Here is a 24,108-nt window from a genome sequence, read left to right on the forward strand (position 1 = left end):
CCCACGCATACCCCGACGATCAGCCACCGATGGCCTGAACTTCCTGCACCGGCAGCCGCTGTACGGCGGTGACGTCCGCTGTCCCGATCGACTTCCAGCCACCCGCGTCCTTGCCGATCCAGTAGAAGGCTTCCCAGGTAATCGTCAGCTTGACCGTGTACATCCCGTCCGGCTGACTCGCGCTGGACTTCTTGTAGATGTGCTTGCACGGGTTGATCTGCTGATCCGGGTCCTTGGTCTCGTCATATCCGTCGGGATCGTCCACCGACGTCACGCCCATCGGGCACTTGAACGCCGGAGTGCCGTCACCGGGATCGACAATCATCTCGACGACCAGCGCGCGCATCGACAGGTTGTGCGTCGGGTTGATGTACCCGCTGTAGGCGCCTGGGTTCGCCTTCGGGTCCGCCTCGACCTTCGCGCTCTCCGCGGTCAGGGAGAAGTAGGCAGGTATGTTGACCCGGGGTGAGAACGTCGGCATGACCACCAGCGACGGCGGCGGGTAGTTGCTCTTGAAGTAGTACCAGAACGGTTCCATGTAATCCGGGAACGGGCACTGCGCTTCCTCGGCCGGACCGACCGGGACGTAGGCACGCTCCAGATGCGCGTCCTTACCACCGTCGTACGTGTTCAGCTTGTAGTCGGTGATCGTGACCCGCAGAACCCACTTCTTGCCCTCCGGCGCCTGCGGAAGCCGAATGCCGGGCGGGATCGGGAAGTCCCGGCACGGGACGAACGGCCGGCCACGCAACCGCTCCTCCCACGTGGGCGGAGGCTTCGCAGCACCGCCCAAATAGGGTTGGCCGTTGCTGCAGTACGCGCCGAAGCCGATCGAGTTGATGTACATGTTGCAGACCGAAGCGCCGGTCTGGATGGTGTCGGCGAAGGCGGTGGAAGTGGGGCCGACCGTCAACAGGGCAAGCACAGTGCCCAGAGTGAGTAGTGTGCGGGCGACTCGGTTGTGCATCCTCACTCCCCAGACTTGGCTATTCGCAGATTATCTTCGACCAGGGGCATCATGCCCGTTGGCGAGTACCCCGTCACCTATTCGGAATGTTCAATTCAATGTTCCGAGCTAGGCCGGATAGTGCACCTTCGCGCAGTTCACGCCCTGGGCCGACGCCAGGCGGTACGGGAGCCAGCCGACGCCGGTCTTGATCATCTCGATCACCTCGGCGGAACCCTTCGGTGTCACCACCGTCCAGCGTTTGCCGCGCGGATCCCAGTACTGCGTGGTCTGCGAGCGGCAGGTCTGTACGGCGATCGTGTCGTCCTTCGTGCTGTGCGCGCCGACGACGACCACGCTGCCGGGTGGACGCATGACCCAGCCGTTGCGTTGCGCATCGAAGATGCCCTGGGACACGTCGGAGTAGAAGAACGACGGGAACCGTTGTTTCAGGATCGTGTCGTCCTTCGAGACCAGGGCCTGGAAGTAGAGCGGGTAGCTGCTCACGAGGCCTTGGACGGCGGGGTTGGTGGCGTAGTTCCCGGCGACCACGATCACCTGGTCGGCCTTGGCGGTGGGTTTGGTTGCCGTGGGCTCGGGTGGTTCGGTGGGGGCGGCGCTGGTCTTGGTCGGCGCGGCGGTGGGCGTGGCCGAGGTCGTGACCGGGCCGGCGTCGCCGCCGGCGGGCACCGGGAGGCCGCCGTCGTTCGAGCCCTTGCTGCACCCGGTGACCAGTACGACCCCGGCGAGAAGTGTGGCCGGAAGGGCAAACCTACGCACGAAAGAACAGTCCTCCGGTGTCTAACGCCGGCCGGTCGGCGGGCTCGAGGGTGGCGGGGTGCCGGTGGACGGGCCGCCGGTCGGTGGCGTGCCGGACGGCGGGGTCTCGGACGGGTCGGGCGTCGGGGTGATGTTCGGCGAGCAGGTCGCCGGGAACGGGAACGGCGACAGCGTCCAGGTCGGCGTCGGTGAGCCGACGGTCCAGCTCGGGCAGGGCAGGTCGATCGTCGGCGGCCGTGCGGTGGTGATCGGCGCGCCGGGTCCGTCGGTCGTCGGGTTGACCACGATCGGCGGAATGGTCGGGCTGTCGTCGGCCTTCTCCACGCCCTGTTCGGCGTGCGCCTGCCCCGTACCGGATGCTTTCAGCGAGGTCTTGCCGATCAGCCCGAGGAACGTGGTCTTGTTGGCGATGTCGACCTGGATGTCGATCTCTTTGTCGGTCAGCACGGTCGGGCCGCAGTTGGTGACGGCCGGGTCGTTGGCCCGGACCTGGCCGCAGAACGCGGCGACCGCCGCGGCTGCCTTCGCCGGGTCGATCTTCGCCTCGGCCACGTTCAACTGGATCGCGGCCGCGCCGACCCGGGCGGCTTCCTGGGCGTACCCGACCGCGCGCGACCGGGCGCCGAGCTGCCGGCCGCCGTCGATGACGAGGCCGGCCAGGGTGAAGATCATCACCGCGAGGATCGCCACCGCCGGGCTGAGCGCGCCCCGGGCGAACAACCGATGGTTGCCGGGCGCATCGATCCGCAGAAACTCGACGAGCCGCGACCGGTGCCGCTCCCCCGGCCCGGCGGGCGTGCAGGCAGTACGGGACCGCCGCGCGCCGGGCGTGCTGTCAGGAGCCGTCACCGCGCACCCCCCGGTACGGGTCGAGGGATGACGTGAAGCGCTTGGTGATGGTGGTGTCGCCGCCGAGTCCAAGCAGGCCGAGATCCTTGTAGTTGATCGTGCAAGTGACCTCGACGGACAGCGGCTGCCCGGCCACGAAGCCGGTGGTGATCGACCCCGCCGCGGTCGCCTTGCAGGACTTGACCCCCTGGCCCATCGCGTCGCTGACGGCCTGGTCCACCCGGCTCTGGGCCTCGGGCAACGATCTCGCCTGGCTGGCGCCGCGGGCACCGTCGCGGGCCGCGCTCTCCAGCAGCGACGAGGTCTGGAAGTACCGCCCGCAGGCAAGCAGGAACATGAACAGCAGGAGCAGCACCGGCGCCAGGATCACCATCTCCAGCGCCATCGTGCCGCGCTCGCGGCTCCCCAGCGTCATCTGTTCGCTCACTTGTCGGCTTCGAACTGTTCTATCCGGCCGGTCGCGGTCCGGCTCACCTTCAGCGTCAGTCCTGGTACGAGCGACACGGTCTCACCGGTGACGGTGAACGAAACCATGCCTTCCGGGCTGTTGTACGACGGGAACGGCACCTCCGTGTGCTGCAACGTGGTCCCGCCCAGCTGCGCCGCGTACGACTGGATGTCGGACCGCACCTTCTCCCCAACCCCGGTCGTGTACACGGGTGGCTGCACCAGCCGCAGCCGGGAAACGCCTTCCTGGGCGGCGTTGAGCGCGACGGACCGCCCGTACAGCCAGAGCGCGGTCTGGATGGACAGGAAGATCAGCGTCAGGATGGCCGGCGCGAGAATCGCCAGCTCCAAGGTGCTGACCCCACGCTCCGACCGCCGTCGCCCCCGCCACCAGCGGGTCGGGCGGGTCCGTCGTCCCAGCCGCATCGGTCGAGCCGTCAGCCCTGGTCGATGTCGGCGGTGTGCTTGCTGATGACCTTCTTCACCACCACGCCGATCGCGAGCGCGGCGACCACCAGGATGCCGGAGATGATCGCCCACTCCAGGGCGGACGCGCCCAGCTCGGTGTGCCCCTGCCGGGCCCGGGCCCGCTGGGCCTTCGCCCGCGCGACCGCGTAGCCGGTCATCGCGCGCCAGAACATCAACTCCGAGGTCATCCGCATGCCTTCCAGATCGTGAGGCCGAAGCAGGCCCCAGTATGCCGTGTTGGACGGGCGACTCGGCCCGAAAGATCCCTTCTCCAGATCACTGTTCGGCCTAACTTCCGAGGATGGCCACGCCGGCCGGGAAGGCCAGGAACAGGAAGAACGCCGCGATCATCACCAGCTGCGCGACGAGCATGGACTGAGAGCGCTCTCCGGCCTTGCCTTCGACGTCGGCGAGCTCCTTCCGCCGCAGCGACGCGGCCCGGGCCAGCAGCGAGGCCCGGATCTTCGCGCCCTCGTCGCCGGCCAGCGCCAGCGCGGAGGCGAGGTCGCGGAGCTCGTCCACGCCGAGGTCCTCGCCGAGCCGGGCCATCGCGTCCCAGGGCGTGATGCCGATCAGCCGCGCGTTCGCGAGCGCCTGCCGGATCCGCGCCATCGCCCAGTGATCGCCGATGGTCGACGCGGTCATCAGCGCCTCCGGCAGGCCGCGGCCGCCGGCCAAGTTCATCGCGACCAGGTCCAGGAAGCTGCCGACCACGTGCCGGAAATCCCGCCGCCGCTTCTCCGCCTGCTGGCGCAGCGTCAGGTCGGGCAGGAAGAACGCGAGCGCCATGAAGGCGACCGTCACGATCGCGGGCGCCGCGCCCGGTGCGCTGAACCCGATCGCGGCGAACAGGAACAGCACGATCGGGATGAAGATCAGCGCGCCGAGCGCGAAGAACACCTTGGTCGCGAGCATCGCGGCGAACGGCTGGTTCATCACCGCGAGGTCGCGGCGCAGCTTCCCGAACGCCCAGCCGCGCGCGTTCGCCTCGGCCTCGAGCCGCCGGCCGAGCGTCTCCCGGGCCCGGTCGACGCCGCCCAGTACGCGCTCGCCGGCCGCGCTGGTGGTGGCGCCACTGGTGTACCCGCCGCGGCCGGCGTCGATCCGCGCGATCGTGGACAGTACGTTGGCCCGCGGTTTGATGAACATCCGCACCAGCACGTACACGCCGAGTCCGGCCAGGCCGCCGGTGATGAAGGCCCAGGTCATCCGCTCACCACCTCCATCCGCTGCTCGCCACTCCCGTTCATCCGCTGGTCCTTCGCCGTACCGATCAGGAACCGCTCCGGTACCTCGATCTTCGCCAGCCGGCGCAGCCACAGCAGGCCGAGGGCGTACAGGCCGATGACGATGCCGAGTACGACCTGCCCGATGAAGCTCGTGTACGGGGCCATGTACGTCGGGTTGAACAGCACCAGTCCGGCGGCCATGATCAGCGTGATCGCGACCACCACCTGGACGCTGCGCCGGGTGGATCGACGCTCCGCCGCGACCTTCCGGCGTACGTCCAGCTCCTCGCGGGCCGAGTCGGCCAGCGCGCTGAGCACCTCGCGCAGACCGGGTCCCCGGAGCCGGGCGTTCAGTACCAGGGCCGCGACGATCAGGTCCGCGGACGGGTCGTCGAGGTCGTCGGCGAACCGCATCAGGGCCGAGGGCAACGGTTCGCGGATGCGCAGCCGGTCGACCAGCAGGTTGAGGCTCGGCTTGATCGCGGGGGCGGCGTTCACCGCCGTGGCCGGGATCGCCTGCTCCAGGCCGACCGCGCCGGCGATCGTGTCGCGGAGCGCCTCGGTCCAGGTGGCGAGCGCGTCGAGGCGGTCGATCGCGCGCCGTTCCTCACCGGTACCGCCGAAGAAGCGGTCGGCCATCGCGGCCAGCAGACCAAGGGCAACCGCGAGTACGAGCCAACGCGTCACCACCAGTACGAGCAGCCCGACCGCGACGCCGGCGCCGAGGCGGATCAGGTTCCGGCGGTGTTCGGTGCTCCGGTTGCGGAACAGCGACGGGGTGTCGTCCTTCGGTTCCGTACCGCGGAGCGCGACGATCAGCAGCATCACCGCGCCACCAGCTACTGCCCCGCAAAGCAAGGCCGCCAACGTACTTGGGCTCATCGCATCACGCCCAAGTTCCGTGAACCAGCGGCTGGTAGCCGAAGTGTTCGAGCTCGTCCATGCAGGCGATCGGCGCGTGCGCCGCGGCCCGGCCGTCCGGTCCGGCCGCGAACACCTCGCCGGACAGCACCCGGCCGTCCCAGCCGGTGACCTCGCGGATGCTCTCCACGTACCGGCTCAGCCCACCGCCGCGCTGGTAGTCGTTGTGCTTGCGGATGAACACGACGAAGTCGAGCGCACCGGCGATCAGCATCTGGGTGGCGTCCATCGGCAGCCGTTCCATCGCCTGGATCGCGTACGTGCTGATCCGGTTGAACACCTCCATCGAGCTGTTCGAGTGGATCGTCGACAGCGAGCCGTCGTTGCCCTGGCTCATCGCGTTCAGCATCGTCACGATCTCGTCACCGAGCACCTCGCCGACGATCACCCGGGACGGGTTCATCCGCAGCGATCGGCGGACCAGGTCGGCCATCGTGACCTCACCGACGCCTTCGGAGTTCGGCAGCCGTTCCTCGAACGCGACCACGTTCGGGTGCAGGTCCTTGAACTCCCCCAGGCCGAGCTCCAGCGAACGCTCGACCGTGATCAGGCGCTCGTGCGGCTGGATCTCGTTCGCCAGCGCCCGCAGCAGCGTGGTCTTCCCGGAGTTCGTGGCGCCGGCGATCATGATGTTCTTCCGGGCCGCGACCGCCGCCCGGAGGAACGAACCGACGTCGTCGGAAATGGTGCCGTTGGTGACCAGGTCCTTGAGGAACACGCGGCCGAGCCGGGCCCGCCGGATCGAGATCGCCGGCCGCGACGTCACGCCCATCACGGCCGACAACCGGGAACCGTCCGGCAGCCGGAGGTCCAGCTGCGGGTTGGCCGAGTCGAACGGGCGGCTGGTCAGACCCGCGTGCGCGGCCAGCACCTGGATCAGCTCGACCAGTTCCTCGTCGCTTTCGGCGACCGGGCCGGGCGTCTCCTCGCGGCCGTCGCCGTACTGCACGAAGACCTGGTCGCAGCCGTTGATGTCGATGTTCTCGACCTCGGGGTCGTCGATCAGCGGCTGCAGCCGGCCGACCCCGAACAGCGCGGAGTGGATCGCGCCCGCGATCTGCGCGTCGTCGTCCGGCGTCGGCGGCGTCCGGCCCTCGGCCAGCTCGTACCGGGCGTGGTCCTCGAGTACCTGCACGATCAGCGACCGGGCGTACTCCCGCTCGTCCTCCGCGCTCATCGGCGGTACGCCGTTGACCTGGTCCCGGCGGCGCTGCTCGTTCAGCCGTTCCGCCACCTGCACCCGCAGCTTGCGGACCAGCTCCTGGTCAGCGCTCATCTGTGCTCACCCGGCGGAAAGGCGGCGTTCGCCATGTCGTAGTCCTGCGGCGCCGGGGCGGCGACCAGGGACGCCAGCTCGGCGGTGATTTCGGTAGCAGTCCGAATCAGGGGTGTCTTGTCCAGCCGGCCGTAGCCGCGCCCGTCGAAGAACGCCGCGCCGGCCGGGTCGTACGCCAGGTGCCAGCGGTGCCGGACGGGCACGGACATCGCGTCCAGAACGGACCACACCTGCTTGACCGCGTCGCGCTGCTTCGGATCGGCGACCACGACCACACCGAGCTGCGCGTCGACGTGATGGACCAGGCTGGACAGCCGCTCGCGCAAGTGGGCCACCGACGAGCCGGTCGCCGTACACACCATGACCACGAGGCGAGCGGACTGGATCACCGGAAGCTGCGGCGACGACGCGCCGATCCGGCCACAGTCGGCCAGCACGTCACCGTGCTGCATCTGGTTGAACGTGATGCCGAGCGGATGCCACAGGCCACCCATGCCACCGACCTGCTCCGGCGAGCGAACGCCGAGCAGTACGTCGAGACCGCCGTCGAGCTGCTGGCTGTGCGCGAGGATCACCTCGTCGCCCAGACCCTTCCGGCTCGCGGCGGCCAGGCTGACCAGGCCGCGGTCGGAGTTGAGTGCCGCGCCGCCCGGCCCGGTCATCCGGATCGCGACGTCGCTGCCGGCCGGGTCGCACTCGGCCAGCAGCACCTGCCGCGGCCAGAGCGCGCCGAAGACCAGTCCGGCCGTGGTCACTCCGGGCGAGCCCTTCGCGCTCGCCAGTGCCACCAGTGCCATCAGTTCGACCCGCTTTGCGGTACGTCGGGCGGCGTACCCGGCGGGAGCTTCGCGAGGATCAGCGACTTCGCGGCGGCGGCCGCGCTGACCACGGTGATCTTGTTGTCCGGAACCAGAATCGTCACGTTCAGGGAGCTGTTCGCGGACGTCTTCGCGTCAGTGATCGCGCCGGACACCGACGTCACCGTCGCGGCCATCACCAGCGGCGTGGCCGCGGTCTCCGAGTTCGCGGTCGGTACCCGGACCACCCGGACGATGTCGCCGACGAGCAGCCCGTCGGACGGCGCCCGGCCGGCCTCCAGGGTGACACCGACCAGCGCGCCACCCGGCGGGATCGGCTGCGTCGCGTCCTTGGTGAAGTTGTTCTTGGTGATGAACTGGTCCTTGTACAGCCAGGTCGTCGTGTACCGGCCGATGTACTTGCTCGCCTCCGACCACGGGACCAGTCCACCGGTCGCGCCGGCCAGGTCACCGCGAGACAGGTCCTTGGCCTCGAGCTTGTGGCCGGGCGGCAGCGCGTCGGCCGAGATGGCGACGAAGTCGGACCGGTTGCCACTGTTCAGCGCGATCAGCGCGGAACCGGCCGCGCCGAGCAGGATCAGGATCACCGCGAGCGCGGCGAGGGCGGGACGGCGCTCTCGGCTGCTCGGCAGGCGGGTCGAACCACCACCCGCCGATCGGCCCGCTGCGCGGGCGCCTTGGGCAGGGGTACGCGTGGAGGACGAGAGACTCACGCGCCTACCGTAATGGCAGTGAGGTACCAACCATGCACGTACGTGGGTGCTGTTACCGGGCCGCGACGCGACTGCGCTCTGTCGTAGTCAGCAGCTCGTCGAAAGCACCTGGTCCGCCGTACAACTGGTCTAGATAGCTGTACAGGGCGTGCAGCGCCTTGCCGAGCTCCTGCTGCCATCCGTCCCGCTCCTCCAGCCAGGTCGTCAGGGCCCGCCCGTCGGCCAGCGTGACGGCGGCGTTCACCGGCTGGACCAATCGCTCCCCCAGCGGGTCCGGTACGGGGTTCGGGCCGCGGACCGCACGGATCGCGGCCGTCAGTGCCTGCTGCTCCGGGCCGGTGCGGACGTAGTCGAATCCGGCCCCGCCGTGCAGCTCGTCCAGATAGTCACACAGGGCCAGAAAAAGCTCGACGCCGTCGTACTCCGGGCCGTCGTCCGCGACATGACGGAACCGTGCGACCCAGCCGCGCGCCTCACTGACGGACCACTTCGACGTACCCAGCTGGTCGACCATGCCGCGATCTTAGGTAACAGATCGTCGTGAATCGTTAACATTTCGGGTGGAAGGAGTAGCTGGCGAGTAACCAAAAATTTGCTAAGTTCCGGAACTAGACGGTCCGGGTGACACTGGTGAGCACCCGGACCACCTCAATGGGGAGGGGTGTGTCTGGTGACCACGCCCACGATTTCCGCCGCGGATGCGCTGCTGCGCGCCCGCTGGGCGGCGGGAACCGCGCTCGCGATCGTGCATCCGTCCGCCGTGCGGCTACGCAACGGCCAGGTCTGGCTGACGAGTCGCGACGACACGTTGTCCGCGCACACGATGCGCGGGCTCGAGGAGCTGCTCAGCCGCCGGGCGGCCGACCGGGTCTCGGACGAGCGCCTGCTCGCGGAGGCGGTCGGCGTACTCGGCTCCGAGGTGGCCCGGGCGCGCGGTGACCTGCCCGCCCGTGGCGCGACCGAGGCGCTGGACCGGTTCCTGCGGGCGCCGGGGCAGGATCAGAACCGGCGGACGGAAGCGGAGGCGATGCTCCGCGTCGCGCTCAGCGCGGCCGCCGCCGACGACCGGCAAGCGGCCGAACGGCTGCGCCGGCTGCCCGGGTCACAGGCTCCGGTGTCCTTCACCCGGATCGTGTCGGCCTCGGCCGAGATCGAGCGCGACGCGCAACTGCTCGGCGCCGCTCTCGCGCAGAATCCGGCCCAGAATCCGTCGCACCACCCGGGCCAGGCTTCCGGGCCGAACACGGGACGGTCCGGTCCCCGTCCGCAGGTCGGCAGCAACCACCGCCGCGCCGAGGGCCGGCGGGTCTTCACGCCGCGGGTCCGTGGCACCAGCCTGAACGCCGGCGCCAACCAGCGCCCGGCCACCGATCCCGTACTGGCCGCGACCACCGCGCTGCACACGCTCGGCGGGATGAGCCAGGTGGACCTGGCGTCCGCCTCGGTGACCGAGCCGCCGATCATCGATCTGCGAACTCAGCAGGCGATCCTGCAGACCACGGTCAGCGACGTGCCGCAGCACGTACACATCGAGGTCGGTTCGACCACTCTCGGCGCGACCGCGGAGGGCATCGTCCGGGCCGGCACGGCGCGGCAGCCGCACGTGCTTCGGCTCCCGCCCGGCCTCGGTGACGCCGAGGTCCGGTACGCACTGACGCATCAGCTGGCACTGCTGACCCAGGAGATCTCGGCCGCGCAGGCCGAGCGGCCGCGCGGGGTCTTCGGCCGGCTGCGGTCGGTCTTCGGCCACGATCGCCGGGACCGCCGGCTGCACGCCGACTACGCCGCCTTCCAGGTGACGGTCCGGGACTGGCACCAGACCCGGAACGAGACACTGGCGCACGGCCGCCCGAGCGGTCCGCGCAACCTCGCGGACCTGGAACGCGACCTGAACGGCCTGGCGCGGACGATCAAGCGCCGCGGCGGTGCCGCGCCGACGCTCCCCTGGGAGCCGGAGGCGATGATCGGCGCGGACGTGGCCGCCTTCGGCGTCGCCGCCGCGCGCGCCGACCAGAAGCCGCCGCGGAACTCCATCGCGCACCTGCGGGCGGAGGTGGTCAGTCAGGTCGAGTCGCTCGAGGCCGCGGTCGCGGAGCTGAAGCAGCAGTCGGAGACCAAGGCGACCACCTCCGAGGTCGCGACGGCGGAGGCCGACAAGAACGACGCCGACGCCACCGCGGAGGACCAGCAGCTCGATCGCGGCGCGCCCGAACGTGCCCGCGCCCTCCGTGGCACCGCCACCACCCAGCGGAACAAGGCCCGTCGCCACACCGAGATCAGCGGGGCGTACGCCGCGGCGGCCGGCGAAGCACAGCGTGCGCTGGACGCGTACCGCGACCTCCTGAGCGGTATCGACGCGGGCGACCCGCAGCTCCGCCTCAGCGCCCTGGCCGGTGCGGCGCACCGGCAGGTCGGCGTGTACGAACGCAGCCGCGAGGCCGCGCTTCCGGTCAAGGACATGCTGCTGACGGGCGCGCCCGAAGGCCGGCCGCTCGACCTACCGGTCGACGACATCAACCGCGCGCTGGCCGCCAACGGCATCCAGCGCCGGATGCCGACCCGCGGCCCGCTGCCGCTGATGGCCGCGGAGTACCGGCGGCTGCTGTCGGAAGACGGCATGGTGTTCAGCGTTCCGGGCGACGGTGACGGCGACATCGACCAGATGCCGCAGGTACGCCTCCGGATGCGGCCGCGCAACATCCGCGAGATCACCAACCGCGACTTCGACATGGCCGAGCAGATGTCCGGCACGCTCGGCGAGGGCGGTACGTCGGTCGGCACCACGAACACGCACTCCAGCGCGATCAACGTCGGCGTGAACCTGCAGCCGCTGCTCGCGCTGGCCGCGCCGGGTACACCGATCCACGCCGCCGCGCAGGTGCTTTCGCCGAAGGTCACGCTCAGCCAGGGCCGTACGCTGTCCGAGTCCGGCGGCGCGACGGGGCACTACCAGTCCGGCTGGGTCAGCGACAACCGCGGTGAGTCGGTGCTGTGCGAGTGGGACGGCGTCCTGGAGGTGGAGGTCCGCAGCTCGCCGTTCGCGGAATGGTCGCCGGTCGAGAGCATCGACGCCGGGACGCAGCAGACCTGGGTGTCCAGCGCGTACACCGTCAAGGCACCGGCCGAGACGGTCACGCTGGCCGAGGCCGGCTTCGGTCAGCACGTCACCGGCGAGTTCCCGCGGCACACCGTCGACAGCATCGACGGACTCCAGGGTGTCGCCGAGCGCCTGACCAAACGGGCCCAGGCACAGTACGGCGACCTGGACGAGGTCGCGTACAGCCACATCGCCGGCCTGATCGTGAACGACAGCCCGCGGCTGCTCCGTGAGCTGAGCCAGCCAGGCGGAATCACCCGGAGCTTCAACGGCCAGGACGGCACCGAGTACGAGCTGAGCTGGGAGCTCGAACCGGTCTGGAGCGATGTCCAGCTCAAGGGCGAGTCCAGTACCGAGATGTGGATGGAAGAGGTACTGGTCGACTTCGCCGGCAACAGCGCCGGTCAGACGTACGGCGCCTCCCTCACCGGCACCGGCTCACTCGGATTCCCTGGCGTCCTCGACAAGAAGCACCCGCTGGCGGCAGCGACCGCGCTGAACAACGTCTTCGGTTCCGGCGTGAACCTGGGGCCGAACGTGTCGGCCGGGCGGAACGTCACCCGGCAGGGCGGCCAGAGCGCCAGTACGACCACGATCACGCCGTTCGTCCACCGGTTCCAGGGGCCGACGCAGGGTGTCGTGGTCGGCTTCAAGGCACGCGCGTCGCTGCGCAAGGTCGGCGACGAACGGCCGCCGATCGTCGAGCGGGACCTGTGCAAGGGACACCTGCGGGTCGCGGAGAACGACCTGCTCCGGGCCGGTGGCCGCGCCGACGCGAAGGCGATCCAGCGGGACGCCTCGAAGGCGATCCTGACGGACGAGCACGGCCGGCCGCTGCTTCGCGGTGACGCGACGCCGGCGACCGGTCCGCAGACCGCGCCGCCGTGGATGGGCCGGGGCGAGAACAAGATCCGCGGCGTCGGCAAGGCGCTGGCACAGAACGTGACCGGCGCCGACGAGGCCCGGAACGACGCGCTGGCCAAGCTACGGGATCTCGGCCTGGTCCCGCGGATCGACGAGCACGGCCGCCCGGTCGGCAATGCCACCCGGGCGCAGCACGCGAACTACGAACGCGTGCTGACGAACATCAACGCGCCCCGGCTCGAGGCAGGTATCGACCAGGCCTGTCAGGGCGGCCTGATCGTGATGCTGGAGGACACCGGTTTCGCCGGCACGCCGCGCTGGCGGCCGTTCCGGCTGACGGTGACGCAGGACCACGACGAGGCGACCGGCGCGTTCCAGACCGAGGGTCTGGGCACCAGCACGAACGAGAACATCGTCAAGCTGGCGATCAGCTCCCAGGCCACCGGCCGGTCCATCACCCGCTCCAAGTCGGTCCCGTTGTCGGCCGGCGTCGGCGGTTCGCACGGCCCGGACACCGGGGTTCGTGGCTGGATCGGGAAGCTCGGCGTCAAGTTCAGCAAGACCGCCGTCGGCCGGGTGATGAGCTGGTCGGCGGACGACCGGATCAACCAGGCGCCGCTGACCGAGAGCGCCGAGCCACTCGACCGGGTCCGCGAAGGCATCCGGATCAAGTTCGCCGAGATCACCGACCAGGGCGACGCCGAACCCCTGGCCAACGTCCGCGGCACCATGGACGTCGCGTACGAGGCCTCGCTGGCGCGGGCGGCCGAGCCGGTGTTCGAGCAGAACCCGGCCAAGCCGAACGAGCTGGCGGTCCAGGAGGCGCTCCCGGTCGCGATCGACGCGGGCAACATCGCCGACGAGATCTGCGCGGCGATCCCCGCGATCCGGTCCGACTCGACCGCGCTGCCGGCGCTGCACGCCGCGCTGGCACCGACCAGCCTGGTCGCGAACCGGGAGTGGATGAACGGGAGCTACCGGCTGCCGTTCGTCGTCACGCAGGCGCCGGGCAACCCGGTGCATGCGTTCAAGGACGGCACGATCCTGCCGCAGGAGTACCAGGTCGTGATCCGCGGCGAGGCGGCCAGCCTGACCCATGTCGCGATGACCAAGCAGGTCACCGTCGACATCAACTTCACCATGAGTGCGGTCGGGCATACGTCCGGCACCGAAAAGTCCGGCAAGATCAGCGGCAATCTCGGCGGCGGGATGGGTGGCGCCGACGGCTCCGAGACCACCGGCGGCCTGTCCCTCGGCCGGAGCACCGGCACGTCCCAGTCGACGACAGTCAGCGAGACCTCGGGTGAAGAGCGGCTGCTGATCAACCCGGGGATGCACCACGAGTTCCTCGAGCGGCACAAGATGTACGCGGACATCACGCACAACGGCCAGGTGGTCCGGACCGTCGAGCTTCCGGACGCGCTCGTGCAGAAGGCGATGGCCGAGCGCCGGGCACTGGAGCTGTACGCGAGCCGCAAACTCGACCTGCCACTGTGGGTGGCCGAGGACGCCTGCGAGCGGTACCTGAACGGCAAGCTCGAGCTGCCGGAGCGGACCGCGAGCGGGTTCGTCCGCCGGTACAAGCTGGAGAAGGAAGGCACCACCACCGGGCTCGCGGCGACCCACACCACCGAGCGGCTGACCGCGAAGCTGCAGGAGCAGTACCGCACCGATCCGGACGAGAGCCTGACCGAGGACGATCGCCTCACCGCCGCCCTCGACAAGGCCGATGACATCGCGCGGCAGGTCCGCGCGATGCATGCGTCCGGCGCGTACGAGGACAGCCTCGGCGGCGCGGACATCGAGTCACTGGTACTGGCCGACGACCCGGACAAGATGGTCGACCTGCGGACCCAGCTCGAGCCGCAGATCGACCAGGTCGCCCCCGGGCTGCGCGAAAGAAGCTACGTGCTGCAGAGCGCGCTGGACGTCAACTTCAAGCCCCGCGGCTTCCACGGGCACCTCGAGAACATGCTCGGCCCCGACGGGGACTACAACCCGATCGAGGTGCCGATCCGGGGCCAGGCCGGATCCGACGTACTGCTGAACCATGTCACCGCGCGCTTCACCGGCGAGATCAAGGTGCACGCGGTTCTGGCCGACGAGGACGGGAACATCCTCCGGGACAAGGACGGCAAGCCGCGGCTTGCCAAGGAGGACGCCGGCGGGGTCGAGCAGGGTTACGACTACATGCAGATCGACCGGTCCGCGAGCAACACCAAGTCGATCACCGGCGGCATCGAGGGTGGCATGCCCGGCGCGACGGGGGCCGGCTCGGCCGGCCTTTCGACCGACCTGACCACGACCGACGGCCGCGGCGACGGCATCCAGAACACCGAACTGCGCCGCGGCGGTGTCTTCGTCCGGCACCTGGTCGAGCGGGAGGTGGTCTTCACCACCGAGGTGATCCGGATTCGCAACGCCGGCGCGGCGGCGATGGCGAGCGCCCGCTGGAAGCTCGGCAAGATCGACCCGAACGACGTGACGAGCAGCTCCGGCAAGCGCGAGCTGAAGGCCACGCTGTCGCTGATGATGCCGAAGGGCGAGCTCGCCGACGGCCCCCGGCCGGCCGAGCAGGAAGCCGCCCAAGCGGTCGAGACGGCGGCAGATCACCGGTCGTTCCGGCTGCCCGAAGGGGCGATCGCGCTCCGGTACGTACCGCACGGCCGGGGCGCGGCGAAGCAGGACCAGCTGTACCGGAACCTGACCGCGGTCCTGCGCCGGCCCGAGTACCTGGGCCGGCGGGGGATGGCGGAGTTCCGGCACTTCGTCCGGCCGATCCTGAAGCCGACCTCGCTGAAGGCGAAGATCGGGCGGCTGATGCACGGCGGGATCAAGCTGCCGCCGCTGGCCCGGCCCGGCAACGGGAACTCGATGGTCAGCGTCACGATCAGCGCCGAGCCGACCGGCCTGGAGCTCGACGGCGTGGACCACGACGGCGCGCCGACGGAGGGCCAGGAAGGTCACGTCTGGCGTAGTCAGCGGGTGGCACGGAAGTCGCACTCACGGAATCGGCGGACCCCGGTGGCCGCGAACGGCGGGATCGACGCCGGCCTGGTCTCGGTCGGCGGTTCGATCGGTGAACAGGTCAAGGAGCAGTCCTCGGACGGGTACGGCACCCGGCTCGAGGAGAGTCGCTTCCTGGAGGGCCAGCTGGTGACGGTCCGGATCCCGGTCCAGTTCGCCGCGACCGTCCGGACCACCAGCGACAACGGCCGTGGTGAGCAGGTGGTGCGGAACACCGACCGCTTCCCGAACCTCGCCCAAGGCCAGATGTACGTGAAGATGCTCGGCCACCGGTACCTCGAGGCGCTCCGGCAGATGGAGCAGGGCGTTTCGCTGGATGCCGTCCTGGCCGGCGCCCGCTTGCAGGCCGTGCCGGACAAGCTCGGTAAGCCGGAGCTGCGGGCGACCGAGTACAGGCAGGGTCAGGCAGGCACCGAGTACCGGCCGTACCGGCCGCTGCTGGACGCGATCGAGAAGGCGAAGGCAGAGCGCCGGGCGGTGGTCCTGCAGGTCACCGAATCGTACGGGATCGAGCGGCTGTACCAGGCCCTGCCCAACGGCACGATGCTCGGCGTGAACGACGGCGGTTACGCGGCCGCGTTCTCCAGCCTGCATCCGCACCTGGCGATGATGGCCGAGGGCAAGATCGACCTGCGCACGCTCTACAACACGTCGTCACCGGACGGCAGCTTCAGCGCGAAGGTCGCCGCCGAGCTGGAGCGGCAGGGCGTACCACGGGAGATACTGAAGCAGCTCGACTACACGACCGCGAAGGCAACCATGCCGAAGGCACCGCAGCACGGCGCCCGCCCATCGGCGGGTGGCGCGGCCGGGCACACCGTGACGACAACCAGTCACGGCCAGTCGATCGGGGGACCGTGATGACGAAAGGGGCGGAATGGCATTCGCGGTAGCGCGGACGCGGGACGAGGCACAGCTCTACCTGGAGTTGCATCCCTGCCCGGACTGCGGTTCGGACGAGGCGGACTGGGAGCAGTCACTGGTCCGGGTCAACGGCGAGCTCCACAGCCAGTACGCCGCCGTCTGTCCGGGCTGTTCGGCCGAACGTGAGTACCTGTTCGGGTTGCCGGAGCACGAGACGCCGGTGCACGGCTGGCCGACCTTCGGCGGTCCGGAGCCGTCCGAGATCCTCGATGCCGGGCAGTGGCTGGACGTCGCCGACCGGGCCGCGTCGGATGTACCGACGGATCCCGCCGAGGCCGGTAAGGTGCTGGCCGTCGCGTACGCGGCGGTCGTCGAGGTGATCAAGTTCGTCCCGGCCGGCCGGGACGCCGTACCGGAGGACGAGTTCTGGACCCCGGAAGGGCAGGCGGTCCTGGCGGCCGAACCCGGACGGTTCCGGCTCGAGCGGCTGCTGATCGCCCGCGACACGTACCAGGAGCTGGGCTCGGACATTGGCGACACAGGAGCGAGATAACCGATGCTGACCGCGAGGACCCTGACCGAAGCCCAGGTTTACGTGAGCCTGGTGACCGCCGCGGACCCGGACGTACCGGCGGTGCCGCCGGCCGGGCCGCAGCCGGGCGTGAACGTGACCGAAGGGCCGGAGGCCTGGACGTTCGCGTCCCAGGCCGGTGACATCACCATCCCGTACGACTCGGAGCGCGCGGCGACCACGATCGGCGCCCGGTTCGGGCTCGGCAAGTCGCGGCTGATCGACGCGGCCCAGTGGGCGGTCGTGTCCGCGTCGTTCGCCCGCCGCGCGCTGGACGCCGACATGGCGTACACGGGTGCGCCCGGGCAGGACGGGTCGGCGGTGGAACTGAACTGGGAGTTCGCGGCCGACGCGGTCGCGGAGGCGATCAAGTTCCTGCCGGACGGCGCCGACGAGGTGCCGGACACGGAGATCTGGACCGAGTACGGCCGGCAGGCGAAGGCCCGGCACCCGCACCTGGTCAGCCGGGCCAAGCTGTACGACGACCTCGAGTACTACCGCGGCACGCTGGAAGATTTCCGCGCCTTGTACAAGCGATCCTGATGTGAGAAACGGCACCGGCGATTGTTAACTCTTCTACTGAGATTTGTAGCGAAATATCGAAGAGTTGATTGCTAATGTCCCCGTCCACAGCAGCCGGTGACCGTTCGGTGGTGCCGGCGTGACGGACGGGGAGTACTGCCTTGGTATCTGCGGCGGCAGCCTCCCGCGCGCGGGCGCGGGAGGCGCTCGGGGCGGCGCTCGGACTGCTGGCGCCGGAGGCAATCGCGCTTCGCGATGGCTCGCTCCGCCTCTCGCACTCCAGCGAACGCCTCGCCGGTAAGACCCTCCGCAGGCTGGAACGCCGCCTGACCCGGCGCGCCGCGGGTTCTGCTGACACTGACGACCGGCTGGTCGGGGAGGCGGTCGCATTCCTGGGCGCGGAGCTGAGCCGTGCTCGCGGCGGCTCCCCTGCCGACGGCGCGACCGCCGCGCTGGACACGCTGCTGGACCTCCCGAGCCTCCCGGAGCTCCGCCGCGCCGAAGCCGAGGTGCTGTTGGAGAACGTCCTCGGCGGCAACCCACTGACCACCGACGCCGACCTCCAACGCCTCACGAACGCCCGAGGCCGCCGCCCCGGCACCCACCGGCCGTACACCGCGGACCTGCTGGCCACCGCACACTCGCTCGCCCGGGAGGGCGTCCGCGCCGCGGACCGCATCCCCGTACCCACCCCCGCGCCGATCCGCGATACCGAACTCCCGAGCGAATCCTCCTCGCCGCGGTTCGGCTCCCGGCGGCAGGCTTACCGGGCGGCCCGCGAACGCCGGGCCGAGGAGCAGTACGCCCAGTTCCGTGAGCTGAGCCGCGAATGGCACGAGGTACGGGCCGGCCTGCCCGGACGCCAGGTCGCGGCCATCGAGCAGGAGCTCGCGAGCCTGTCCCGCGCGATCCGTCGCGGCGGTCACCCGGCTCCGAGCCTCCCGGGTGCCGATCAGGTCCACCCCACATCCCAGGAACAGACGCCGGTCGGCGCGGAGGCGCAAGATCGCGTGCCCTCCGCGGCCGAGGCGCGGAGTCACGGCCGGTTAGGTCTGCTGGTCGGTCAGCTGGAGGCGGCGGCCGCGGATCATGCGCAGCGGGCCGAGGTGCGGACTGCCAGCGCGGCAGCGGCTCGGGGGCAGGCGGCTGGGCTGTTCGAGGAGGCGGACCGTCAGGGCGCTATGAAGGACGGCGCCGCGGGTGAGCGGGCGCGGCGGCTTCGGGTACGGGCGGTGGCGCGCGTTCGCGTTGCCGAGCGCCATACCGAGATTGCCGCCGCGTGTACCACCGCCGCCGAGCTGGCTCGCGCGGCCGCTGCCGCCTGCCAAACAGGGGACCAGACCGCCCAAGGCCAAAATTTCGGGGCGGTCGTTGAAGCGATTCAAGCGTACGAGCGAGCAAGCGCCGCGACCCTCCCGGCGGCGGATCTGCAGCACAACGGGCTGCCGTCCGGTCGCCTACCCCACCTCAGCGCGCTGTGCGGGCAACTGAACGCCGCGCTGGCGCAGCGCAAGGTGGCCTTCCAGTTCACCCCGGACGTACTGCACCGGACGTTGCGTGGTGAGAGCCGGCGGATGCTGTCGCCGGACGGCATCATCCTGACGATCGGCAACGACCCGCGCGCGAACGTCGACAAACTCGTCCAGATCCAGCTGCAACTCGACGTCGGTGAGCTGCACGAAGTGCTCGACAGTCCGCTCGTGTTCGACGAAGCGCAGGTCGGCCAGGTGGTTCAGGGCGGTTTCAGCGTCACCACCGCCTCGGCGCGGAACCTCGGCTCGTCCACCGACACCAGCCTGCGCGTACTCACCAACGCCCTGCCCGACGACAGCAAACTGAAGGCCGCGGCCGCGATCGTCTCCCCCGGCATCGAGGTCGGCGCCGGGCGTGGGCGTACGGTCAGCGGCGGCGCGACCGAGTACGCGCAAACCGGCGCGGTGGAAGCGCTCCGCGGCGAGTTCCTGCGCTACCGCTCGACCCGGCCGCGCTGGAACTGGCGGATCCGCGAATCGCCGACCGCCGAGTGGTCCGAACCCCACGTCGTCGACACGGGTACGGATCGCGACCGGACGACGCTCGAGCTCGGGTACATCCACACGTACACCGTGCCGCCGCCGGCCGAGACGGTCGACCTGAAGCGGCTCGGGCTGTCCGCCGAACGCAACCCGCGGATGCCGGAGGGGATGGCGACGCGGGTCGACGGCCTCGAGGAACTGTGCGACCAGGCCGTCAGGGAGCTGGATCGGCGGCTCGGCTCGCTGGATCGCGTCGGGCACGACCGGGTCCGGAGCCTGATCGTCGAGGACGGCACGATCCGGCTGGACGAGACGACCCGGCCGGGTGGGGTGTGGCGGCTGATCACGAACGGCGGCCGGCCGGTGGCTTGGGCGCAGCTGGAGACGGTCGCCGATATCGACGCGGCCGAGCTGACGAGCGACAGCTCACCGGACCACAAACTGGAGCTGTGGCGGGTCGGCAACTCGGGTGCGTCCGGCAGTCAGTCGTTCAGCAAGTCCCGATCCATCGGCGTCAACGCCACCTATGCCGGAACGGCGATGTCGAACCTCGGATCGACCACCGCTGACCTCAGCCCGGGCGTACGCGCCGGGCGGAGCACCAGTCAGCAGGACGCCGCGTCGACCGCCGATCTCGGTAGTCGTTGGAGCACCCAACGGATCGCGCCGACCGTCGGCGTGAAGGTGCCGCTGCGGCACAAGGTCACCATGCACCGGCTCGATCGGCCCGAGTCGTTCTCGGCCGACGGTGCCGGCGACGCCTGGCTCCGGCTGGCCGAGCGCGAGGCGTTCCGATACGGCCTGCCGGTACCGGCGGCGGCGCTCGTCCGCGACCCGAACGGCGAACCGAAGCGCGGCGCCGACGGCCGGTTGCTGCTGCGCGGCGATCCGCAGCCGCTGGAGGTACCGCTGCGGCTGCCGACCTGGCTGGGCTCCGGGCCGGGTCAGTTGCGGGGCGCCGGTCCGGCGATGATCCGCGAGCTGACCGGTGCCGATGAGGCCTTGCGCGGCTTCCTGCAGCATCTGTCCGACGAAAACCTGATCCCGCCGCTCGACGCCGACGGCAATCCGGTGCCGTCGGCACTCGCGGGCGAGGACCCGGCAGTGATCCTGAGCCGGACCGAGAACTGGGAACGCGCCTGCCAGCAGATCGCCAAACATCGGCTGGAGACCGGGTACGACCATGCCGCGCAGGACCGGCTGACGTTCCAGCTGACCGAGCACCGGACCGGGTACCCACCCCGGATCCGGTCCTTCCAGCTCAACCTCGAACAGCACTTCGACCGGGCCACCGCGCTCGGCGCGGCCGACAGCGACATGGTCGTCAACGTCGACATCGGCGTGAGTACGTCCGGCCGGTCCGGCAGCCAGTCGCAGAGCCTGCCGTGGTGGGCGAAGCTGAAACTGAGCAACGCACCGGCCGCGGGTCAGGCCGGGAGTACACCGAACGCGGGTGCGACGGTCGGCCGGACCTCGCGCGGCCGGACTCTGGGCTGGTCGGCCAGCCGCGGGGCGTACCGGATGACGGTGGCCGAGTCGAGTTCACCGGTCGCGGTGTTCGACATTCCGCACACGATCACGATCAGCGAGCTGACGTCGAAGGGTGCCTCGGTGCCGATCGCGTCGTCGGAAGGCAGCGCGCAGGTCTGGCTGGACAGCGAGTTCTGCGCCCGGCCGGAGCCGGCCGAGCTCGCGCTGCGCGGGCGGGTCGCTCCGAAGGTGATGGACACGGCGACGATCCACCACGTCGACGCCCGGGATCCGATCAAGAAGCTGACCGAGGCCATTCCGGACCTGCGGCGTGGGGACAGCTCCGCGCTGCATCACCTCAGCGCGTTCCTGGCGCCGCGGAACCTGATCGGCCGGCCGGAGCTGCTGACGTCGGAGTACCGGACCGCGCTGGCGGTCGGGAACGCGCCGTCCGATCCGCTGGAGACGATCCGGCAACGCGGCTTCGTGCCACGCCAGACCACGCTCAATGTCACGACCCGGGTGGAGAACCTCCGGTACGTCGGCAGCGGGCAACCGATCCTGGCCGAGCTCAACCTGACGCTGGCGTCCACCGGAAGTTCGTCGGGGACGTCCAGTGGCGTGACCGGCGGGGTCAGCGGCGGCTCCGGCTCGGCCGCGGCCGACGGGCATTCGTGGGCGGCGGCGCTCGGATTGACCCGGTCGAAGTCGGTTTCGTCGAGCGAGTCCCAGACCGCGAGTACGGCAGTCGAGCGGACGCTGATGCGGGACGGACGGCACTACCAGTTCTGCGGCGACCTCGTCTTGGAGGCGCAGCTCCGTTCCGGCGGCGCGGCTCCGCAAGCGATCCCGTTGGAGACCGGTGCCGTCGTACTCACGCTCCCGGAGCGCGATGCCCTGCGCTCGTACGGACGGCGGGAGCTCGACCTTCCGCTGCATCAGGTGTCCGACGCTGTTGAACGGATGCGGAACGGCAACCTGGTACTCCCCCGGCGTACGACGGTCGCGCTGCTGCGCCGGTATCAGTCCGAGCAGGGCAGAGCGCACGCCGACGAAGTACTGACGAACCTGGCCCACGAGGCAACCGGCCGCTCCGGACAGGTCTTCGGGCCGCTCGACCAGCGCCTGAACAGCGCACTGGCCGAGGCCGAGGCGCTGGCCCGGCAGCGGATCGAACCGCAACTCCCCCGGCACTACGAACGGATGCTCGGTCGCGCCCAGGTCGACTGGGCTTCGCTGCAGGACCAGGACGGCAACGACACGGACATGTTCCCCGAGGCGTGCATCGCGCTGGCGCAGCACGCCCCCGAGGCGCTTGACGACCCGGTCCTGCTGAACGCGCTCCGCGGTGACCTTTCCGGTACGCGGTCGCGCAACACGATGGACGACATGCTCGATCCGCGCGGTTTCGTCCGTGAGTTCCCGGTGCAGCTGGGGATGACCACGCGGAACGTCCGGGTTCGCGTCCGGCTGAGGTTCGTCGGGCCGCCGAGCACCGAGCCGGACGGTGCGACCGGTCAGAGCGGCAACGGCTTCGGGCTCGTCCAGTTGTGGAACTCGCGCGATCGTTCGCGGAGCGCCACCGAAGGCACTTCGTACGGTGGCACGCTCGACATCTCCGGCACCGGCGGAGCGTCCGTCTCAGGCTCGGCCGGTGCCGAACTGGGTACGTCGACGACCGCCGCGAGCAGCGAGATCAACTTCCGGATCAACACCGGACTGGCGGTCGCCACGGCTCGCGTCGAGCGCGACTTCGAGCTCATCATCGAGGTCGAGGACTCGGCGGCTCCTGGCGGTCCGCCGTCCGACAAGCGCGGGGTCACCCGGCGGGTGTCGACCGGGCGGATGAGTTTGGCCGTGGCGGAGTCGGTGCTCGACTCGGTACCGCCCGCGCCGGAAATCGACGCCCCGGACCACCGCGCGCCGGAGCTGCCCGACGGCAACTACCTGGTCGAAAGCACCCAGCCGTACCGGACCGGCGACGCGGAGGAGAACACGCTGGTGACGGCCGCCGCCACGTTGCTCGGGAAGAAGCAAGCGCTGACCGCGGCGGGCGTTCAGCGACATCTCACCACGCTGGAGTCGGCGCTCGGCGCGGCGAACCGGATGGTGACCTTCCCGGAAATGGTCAGCGAGTCAGGGTACGAACTGGTGCCGATGGCAATTCCGGACCAGACCTCGCGGGTCGTCGTGACCACGGTCAAGGCCGAGGTGTCAGGACTCGAGCTCGTCTCGGACCCTAAGGAAGGCGCGACCACGCAGCTGGGTGAGAACACGCGTCAGCTGCTGATCAGCCAGCTGACCGCGCGGAGCAACAAGGTGCTGCCCGGCTCACGTACCGTCGGTGGCACGACGCCCGGTGGTGAGTTCAGCGCGAACGTCACGGCGAGCCGGATGGTCAGCGACCAGGACACCGGCACGGTCGGCGCGCGGCACGAGACGGGCGTGTACGAGTCGGGCGAGGTCGTCACGGTCAAGGTGGACGTCGCCTATCACCTGACCTCCGAGCGGCTCCGGATCACCCGGCGCAACCGGCCGAAGCTCGAATGGTCCGAGACGGTACCGAACGCGGCGGCCGGCGAGACGTACCTGACGATGTTCCGGCACGAGTACGACGCGATGCGAGCGCAGATGGAGGCCGACCGCGCCCCCGAACGGCCGGCCGGGCGGGTGCGTACCGTGCAGGTGAATGTCGTTGGTGACCAGGACCATCCGTACCAGCCGCTGGTCGATGCACTCGCGCAGGCCCGGCGGGATCACGTGAACGTCCGGCTGACGGTGCGCGCACCGGAAGGCGGGCGGACCACGTACGTCGCGCGACCGGACGGGACGATGACGAGTCGGGGCGACGGTGGTTTCGCGGCCGCCTTCGCGACGCTGCACCCGCACCTCGCGGTGCTCGCCGAGGGACGGGTCGACCTGCGCGCGCTGCATGCGGCCGGCGCCGGGTCGCGACGGTTCACCGGCACGGTCGTCGACGCCCTGCAGCAGCACGGCATCCCGGCGTCCGCCCTCGCCGAAACCGACTCCCGGATGGGCAGATCCCACACCGGCGAAGACACCCCCAAAACCCCCGCCCGCCGAGGCCACACCGCCAACCCAGCCAACGGCATGACGATCTGACCACCGCGCGCCCACCTGCAACTCATCCGCCCGCCCAACTCACCTGGACGCGCCGACGGCCGAACCCTCCACTCGCGGGGGCATCCCCTGAGATGCAGGGTTGCCCCC

16 protein-coding genes are annotated in these 24,108 nt (G+C 70.3%); 4 read left to right on the plus strand and 12 right to left on the minus strand.

Annotated features, from left to right (window positions below):
* Nucleotides 1–19: 19 nt before the first annotated feature.
* The 12 genes from HDA44_RS09635 to HDA44_RS09690 all read right to left on the minus strand — a co-directional run bounded on the left by HDA44_RS09635 (nt 20) and on the right by HDA44_RS09690 (nt 8,961).
* Nucleotides 20–925 carry a hypothetical protein gene (locus HDA44_RS09635; protein WP_337905789.1) on the minus strand — a complete coding sequence of 302 codons (906 nt, stop codon included), beginning with the start codon at nt 923–925 and terminating at the stop codon, nt 20–22.
* 150 nt (nt 926–1,075) lie between these two features.
* Nucleotides 1,076–1,726: a hypothetical protein gene (locus tag HDA44_RS09640; protein WP_319039513.1), complete on the minus strand. Its 651-nt coding sequence runs from the start codon at nt 1,724–1,726 to the stop codon at nt 1,076–1,078.
* A gap of 21 nt (nt 1,727–1,747) precedes the next feature.
* Complete coding sequence (locus HDA44_RS09645; protein ID WP_184833067.1) at nt 1,748–2,575, minus strand: TadE/TadG family type IV pilus assembly protein; 828 nt, start codon at nt 2,573–2,575, stop codon at nt 1,748–1,750.
* Nucleotides 2,562–2,990, minus strand: a complete 429-nt coding sequence (locus tag HDA44_RS09650; RefSeq protein WP_184833069.1) for a TadE/TadG family type IV pilus assembly protein — start codon at nt 2,988–2,990, stop codon at nt 2,562–2,564. The genes HDA44_RS09645 and HDA44_RS09650 overlap by 14 nt, the downstream gene beginning before the upstream one ends.
* 8 nt (nt 2,991–2,998) lie before the next feature.
* Nucleotides 2,999–3,448: a TadE family protein gene (locus tag HDA44_RS09655; protein ID WP_184833071.1), complete on the minus strand. Its 450-nt coding sequence runs from the start codon at nt 3,446–3,448 to the stop codon at nt 2,999–3,001.
* An 11-nt stretch (nt 3,449–3,459) separates the two neighbouring features.
* Complete coding sequence (locus HDA44_RS09660) at nt 3,460–3,678, minus strand: hypothetical protein (RefSeq protein WP_184833073.1); 219 nt, start codon at nt 3,676–3,678, stop codon at nt 3,460–3,462.
* 100 nt (nt 3,679–3,778) lie between these two features.
* Nucleotides 3,779–4,699 carry a type II secretion system F family protein gene (locus HDA44_RS09665; protein WP_184833075.1) on the minus strand — a complete coding sequence of 307 codons (921 nt, stop codon included), beginning with the start codon at nt 4,697–4,699 and terminating at the stop codon, nt 3,779–3,781.
* Nucleotides 4,696–5,601: a type II secretion system F family protein gene (locus HDA44_RS09670; RefSeq protein ID WP_184833077.1), complete on the minus strand. Its 906-nt coding sequence runs from the start codon at nt 5,599–5,601 to the stop codon at nt 4,696–4,698. Before HDA44_RS09670 ends, HDA44_RS09665 begins: the two co-directional genes overlap by 4 nt.
* A gap of 4 nt (nt 5,602–5,605) precedes the next feature.
* Nucleotides 5,606–6,916 (minus strand): TadA family conjugal transfer-associated ATPase, encoded by a 1,311-nt coding sequence (locus tag HDA44_RS09675; protein ID WP_184833079.1) that lies wholly within the window; start codon nt 6,914–6,916, stop codon nt 5,606–5,608.
* Nucleotides 6,913–7,713: a CpaE/TadZ family protein gene (locus HDA44_RS09680; RefSeq protein ID WP_184833081.1), complete on the minus strand. Its 801-nt coding sequence runs from the start codon at nt 7,711–7,713 to the stop codon at nt 6,913–6,915. Before HDA44_RS09680 ends, HDA44_RS09675 begins: the two co-directional genes overlap by 4 nt.
* Nucleotides 7,713–8,447, minus strand: coding sequence for a hypothetical protein (locus tag HDA44_RS09685; RefSeq protein WP_184833083.1), 735 nt, complete (start codon nt 8,445–8,447; stop codon nt 7,713–7,715). Before HDA44_RS09685 ends, HDA44_RS09680 begins: the two co-directional genes overlap by 1 nt.
* Nucleotides 8,448–8,499: 52 nt before the next feature.
* Nucleotides 8,500–8,961, minus strand: coding sequence for a hypothetical protein (locus HDA44_RS09690; protein ID WP_184833085.1), 462 nt, complete (start codon nt 8,959–8,961; stop codon nt 8,500–8,502).
* A 156-nt stretch (nt 8,962–9,117) separates the two neighbouring features.
* On the opposite strand from HDA44_RS09690, the gene HDA44_RS09695 reads away from it, so the two are divergent.
* The 4 genes from HDA44_RS09695 (at nt 9,118) to HDA44_RS09710 (ending at nt 24,000) form a co-directional block, all read left to right on the plus strand.
* Nucleotides 9,118–16,296 (plus strand): hypothetical protein, encoded by a 7,179-nt coding sequence (locus tag HDA44_RS09695; protein ID WP_184833087.1) that lies wholly within the window; start codon nt 9,118–9,120, stop codon nt 16,294–16,296.
* A 16-nt stretch (nt 16,297–16,312) separates the two neighbouring features.
* Nucleotides 16,313–16,852: a hypothetical protein gene (locus tag HDA44_RS09700; RefSeq protein WP_184833089.1), complete on the plus strand. Its 540-nt coding sequence runs from the start codon at nt 16,313–16,315 to the stop codon at nt 16,850–16,852.
* 3 nt (nt 16,853–16,855) lie between these two features.
* Nucleotides 16,856–17,413 carry a hypothetical protein gene (locus tag HDA44_RS09705; RefSeq protein WP_184833091.1) on the plus strand — a complete coding sequence of 186 codons (558 nt, stop codon included), beginning with the start codon at nt 16,856–16,858 and terminating at the stop codon, nt 17,411–17,413.
* 140 nt (nt 17,414–17,553) lie between these two features.
* Nucleotides 17,554–24,000 (plus strand): hypothetical protein, encoded by a 6,447-nt coding sequence (locus tag HDA44_RS09710; protein WP_184833093.1) that lies wholly within the window; start codon nt 17,554–17,556, stop codon nt 23,998–24,000.
* Nucleotides 24,001–24,108: the final 108 nt, after the last annotated feature.

The organism is Kribbella solani, assembly GCF_014205295.1.
Classification (GTDB): domain Bacteria; phylum Actinomycetota; class Actinomycetes; order Propionibacteriales; family Kribbellaceae; genus Kribbella; species Kribbella solani.

Bases quoted from the DNA above. Each gene is read 5' to 3' on its own strand.
- HDA44_RS09690 (WP_184833085.1), bottom strand. From the start codon at position 8,961: ATGGTCGACCAGCTGGGTACGTCGAAGTGGTCCGTCAGTGAGGCGCGC.
- HDA44_RS09700 (WP_184833089.1), top strand. From the start codon at position 16,313: ATGGCATTCGCGGTAGCGCGGACGCGGGACGAGGCACAGCTCTACCTG.
- HDA44_RS09665 (WP_184833075.1), bottom strand. From the start codon at position 4,699: ATGACCTGGGCCTTCATCACCGGCGGCCTGGCCGGACTCGGCGTGTAC.
- HDA44_RS09705 (WP_184833091.1), top strand. From the start codon at position 16,856: ATGCTGACCGCGAGGACCCTGACCGAAGCCCAGGTTTACGTGAGCCTG.
- HDA44_RS09655 (WP_184833071.1), bottom strand. From the start codon at position 3,448: ATGCGGCTGGGACGACGGACCCGCCCGACCCGCTGGTGGCGGGGGCGA.
- HDA44_RS09675 (WP_184833079.1), bottom strand. From the start codon at position 6,916: ATGAGCGCTGACCAGGAGCTGGTCCGCAAGCTGCGGGTGCAGGTGGCG.
- HDA44_RS09660 (WP_184833073.1), bottom strand. From the start codon at position 3,678: ATGACCTCGGAGTTGATGTTCTGGCGCGCGATGACCGGCTACGCGGTC.
- HDA44_RS09670 (WP_184833077.1), bottom strand. From the start codon at position 5,601: ATGAGCCCAAGTACGTTGGCGGCCTTGCTTTGCGGGGCAGTAGCTGGT.
- HDA44_RS09680 (WP_184833081.1), bottom strand. From the start codon at position 7,713: ATGGCACTGGTGGCACTGGCGAGCGCGAAGGGCTCGCCCGGAGTGACC.
- HDA44_RS09650 (WP_184833069.1), bottom strand. From the start codon at position 2,990: ATGACGCTGGGGAGCCGCGAGCGCGGCACGATGGCGCTGGAGATGGTG.